The organism is Gemmatimonadales bacterium (assembly GCA_036265815.1).
GTDB lineage: Bacteria > Gemmatimonadota > Gemmatimonadetes > Gemmatimonadales > GWC2-71-9 > CAVVWJ01.
Window position 1 is genome coordinate 1 of record DATAOI010000093.1, and the last position, 3,827, is coordinate 3,827.

Here is a 3,827-nt window from a genome sequence, read left to right on the forward strand (position 1 = left end):
ATCCCCCACCGAAAGTCATGTTCCTCACGTGTTACGCACCCGTCCGCCACTGAACCGGAGTTGCCCCCGGTCCCGTTCGACTTGCATGTGTTAGGCACGCCGCCAGCGTTCGTCCTGAGCCAGGATCAAACTCTCCAATGATGTTGGATCATTTGAACAGCTCCAGTCGAACGACCTGGTCCTGCTTGTCGTCCGAATCACGTAGATCAGAGTTAAACCCTATCCGACCGGCCTCTGTGTCCGCTCGGATCGTAGGGTCCGCACTCCACACTACTCACTCACATCACTTGTCAAAGAGCGTCAAAGAGCCGTGTTGCTTCGGCAACAACTGCTTTCGCCGATAGCCCCCAATTATAACGCGTTTCGGGCATTGGTCAAGGGGTAAATCACGTCAGGCGAATGGATTCCCCCACTACCCCCCAAAACCGCCCATATTCCGGGCGAGCCCGATAAATTACCGAAGCGCCTCGGGGTGTCAAGGGTGAGACCGTCCGGAGATTCAAAGAGTCTTCGCCGCCCCAGCCACCACCCCCGCCCAGCGCGGATCGATCGGTGCTCATCTCCCCCACGCCCGCAGGTCGATGTTCGCTGCCTCGCGCCTATCCTTTTGCGGGGCAGCAGGATCGCGTTCGTTTCGATCAGCGTGGGGGACCGCCATTCTAACAGGCGTCCCAGGGCCACGCAAGAGCAACCGAGCGCCGACACGGAAGCGGTCGTTCACGCCAGCCAACCGACCTCCCGGCCCAACCGAGTCGGACCCGTAGCAGGCCAACCGTGGTGACCTGGGACACAGTTGGTGCGGATCACGCGCGGGTAGGTTGTCGCCGATGCCCCGGTGATATCAGCGTCGATCGCACTCCGATCCCCTTTTGAGGTGTGACCGCCGTGCAGTCGCACTCCAGGAGCCAGCACGTACTTCGCAAGGAGACTCCGATGCCGAAGCTCTCATCTCTGGACGACCTCCTCGTCCATGAACTGCAGGATATCTACAACGCGGAAAGCCAGATTCTGAAGGCCCTGCCGAAGATGACCAAGGCCGCGACCTATCCCGAGCTCAAGCAGGCGTTCGAGGCCCACCGGCAGCAGACCGAGGGCCAGGTCAAGCGCCTCGAGCAGGTCTTCAAGCTGCTCGGCGTCCCGGCCAGGGGGCGGAAGTGTGACGGGATGGCGGGGCTGCTGGAGGAAGGCAAGAAGATGATGGAGGAAGACGCGGAAGCGGCCGTGATGGACGCGGGCCTGATCGCGGCGGCCCAGAAGGTGGAGCACTATGAGATCGCGAGCTACGGCTGCGTCTGCACCTACGCGGAAATGCTGGGCTACGATCAGGTGCACGAGCTGCTGGGCCAGAACCTGGACGAGGAGGAGACCACCGATCAGAAGCTCACCGCACTGGCCGAAAGCGTGATCAATCAGGAGGCGGCGTCGCCGGAGGAAGGCGAGGAGGTCGAGCGGGAGACCTCGTTCTGATCGTGAGAGGTCCAGCGGCGCACGCGATCACGGGACAGACGGGACAGACCGGTCGAGGGCAGCCGGCGGCGGCACTGGGTCGATCATGACCCGCTGCTGCTGCCGGCCGAGCCCGAGTCGAACCCGGGTAAGGAGGAAGGCGGCCACCAGTCCGAGCCCCAGCACCAGCCCCCACCAGAGTCCCACCGGCCCCCAGCCCGCGATGAAGCACAGGTAGTAGCTCACCGGCAGACCCACGAGCCAGTATCCCAGCAGGTTTCCGGTCATCGCCACGCGAGTCTGTCCCAGGCCGCGGAGAATCCCGCCAGCCACCGCCTGCAACCCGTCGAACACCTGGAACACGCCCGCCACGCGGATGAGGAGGACGGCCACTGTGATGACGCCCGAATCCTGGCTGTAGAGCCGGGCGAGTGGCCCGGGCAGCGTCAGGAAAAGCAGGCCGGTCATCGCCATGAAGCTGGCGCCGCAGGTCAGCGCCGCCCATGCCGCGCCGCGGGCGCCAGCCGGGTCGCGCCGGCCAACCGCGTGGCCGACCAGGACGGAGGCGGCGTCGGCAACGCCCAGGGGCACCATGAAGGTGAGGGAGGCAAGGTTGATCGCCACCTGATGGCCGGCCATCTGGCGCGTGCCCAGCCATCCCATCATGAGGGCGACGAACGCGAACGCGCCGAACTCGAGCACGAACTGGCTGCCGATCGGCAGTCCGAGGCGGAGCATCCGGCCGAGCGGCGCGAGGTGCCAGATCTCGGCTCGGACCGGCCGGAGATAGGCCCGGAGGTGGATCCAGGAGAGCGACAGCAGACCGGCCACCAGCACCCAGCGGCTCGCCGTCGTGGCCCAGGCGGAGCCGACGACGCCCATCGCCGGCACGCCCAAGTGTCCGAAGATGAGGACCCAGTTGAGCAGCGCGTTCAGCAGGTTGGCGAGCACGATCGCGATCAGGATGGGCACCGTGTGCCGCATGGCCTGCAGGCTCTGCCGAAAGACCACGAACAGGTAGAACGGGAGCACGCCGGGCGCCATCCGCACGCTGAAGGCCGCGGCGAGCGGGAGGATCTCCGGAGGCTGGTGGGCCAAGGCGAGGAGGTGTTTCGCCAGCGCCAGGAGCACGGCCGCAGGAACCGTGAGCAGGCAGGCCAGGAGGACACCACGCTGGATCCCCCGGGCAATGGCCGGCTCGTCCCGTGCGCCTACGGCCTGGGCGACGACGGGGTCGAGCACCATCAGGGTGCCCATGCCGAATACGGCGAACACGAAGAAGTAGAGATTGCCCAGGGCCACGGCGGCAAGCGCCACGGTGGAGAGGTGCCCCACCATCACGGTGTCCACCACGCCCATGCTCATCATCCCGAGCTGGATGAGGACCACGGGAGTGGCCAGCCGAAGCATGGCGCGCAGCTCGGCCCGCCGGGGCGAGCGCCGACCGGCAGCGGGATCGGGCGGCGTCATTCAGGAGGGAAAGGCGGAGTGATCGGCCCCTTCGTGGGGCCGAGGCTTGGCCAGCAGCCGCTCGGCGAAATCGACCCGTTCGGTGAGCTCGGCCATCTCGGACCGCATGGCGTCGAGCTCGAGGAACACCTCGCGTCTCAGCTCCGAATCGCTGGACGGCTGCTCCGGGTCCCAGCGGGTGACCAGCCGGCCTTCGGCGTCACGGAACGATCCGCCCGCGACCAGGATGAGATCGTAGAGGTACCAGATGCCCGCGCCGCCCAGGGTGAGCAGCATCGCCAGCCCGGTCCCGGTCTTGCCGACGTAGAATCGGTGGGCGCCGAAGGGGCCCAGCAGGCTCGCCAGGGCCAGCGCCACGCCGCGGGAACGGTCGGAGGGTTCGGACGAGCGCGCGAGGGTGGGATCCATAGGCAGAATATCTCCGGTTCCGTGGACGGTGTCCACGGTGAGAGCCGGGCGAGCGCGGGCTGGGGAGAGCCGAGGCGGATCGGGACTCGGCGCGGGAGCAGATGGCTGGAAGGTACAGGGTGAAAGGATGCGCCCGGGAGGATTCGAACCTCCGACCCACAGCTCACGCGGTGGGGTTCTCGGCACCCAGGCGCACCTCCACGTGCTCGAGCCAGACGTGCTCCAGCCGATCGTACACCTCCACCCAGACATACCCCTCGAGCGGCTCCGGCCGGAGGGCCTCCGGGTTCCGGTCTCGGACCGGATACCAGACGCCTGCCGTGAGCCGGTAGAGCACGCGGGTTGCCACAGGGCGGGCACGGGCCCAGCCGATGACCCGCCCCGGCGCGGCTGGCTCCCGCGGCCAGCGCCGGCGCTCACGACCGGGCCAGCGTTGAGGCTCGGTTGAGCCTATTGGACTATGGTCGTTCATGTGCCTGGATCTGCGGGAGCGGGGGAGGGGC

The 3,827-nt window shown here is 67.0% G+C and carries 4 protein-coding genes and 1 rRNA gene; 1 reads left to right on the forward strand and 4 read right to left on the reverse strand.

Features of this window, described 5'->3' with window-relative positions:
* Positions 1-141: ribosomal RNA gene (locus tag VHR41_18700) — 16S ribosomal RNA — on the reverse strand; the annotation flags it as partial.
* Positions 142-933: 792 nt separating this feature from the next.
* Between VHR41_18700 and VHR41_18705 the strand changes: the two genes are divergently transcribed.
* Complete coding sequence (locus VHR41_18705; GenBank protein HEX3236228.1) at positions 934-1,467, forward strand: ferritin-like domain-containing protein; 534 nt, start codon at positions 934-936, stop codon at positions 1,465-1,467.
* A 27-nt stretch (positions 1,468-1,494) separates the two neighbouring features.
* Here the strand turns inward: VHR41_18705 and VHR41_18710 are convergent, their stop codons facing one another.
* The 3 genes from VHR41_18710 to VHR41_18720 form a co-directional block, all read right to left on the reverse strand.
* The gene (locus VHR41_18710) at positions 1,495-2,856 is read right to left on the reverse strand and encodes an MATE family efflux transporter (GenBank protein HEX3236229.1); all 1,362 of its coding nucleotides are present in this window, start codon (positions 2,854-2,856) and stop codon (positions 1,495-1,497) included.
* Between the two features lie 60 nt (positions 2,857-2,916).
* Positions 2,917-3,324 (reverse strand): TM2 domain-containing protein, encoded by a 408-nt coding sequence (locus tag VHR41_18715; GenBank protein HEX3236230.1) that lies wholly within the window; start codon positions 3,322-3,324, stop codon positions 2,917-2,919.
* 163 nt (positions 3,325-3,487) lie between these two features.
* Positions 3,488-3,673, reverse strand: coding sequence for a hypothetical protein (locus VHR41_18720; GenBank protein HEX3236231.1), 186 nt, complete (start codon positions 3,671-3,673; stop codon positions 3,488-3,490).
* Between the last annotated feature and the right edge of the window lie 154 nt (positions 3,674-3,827).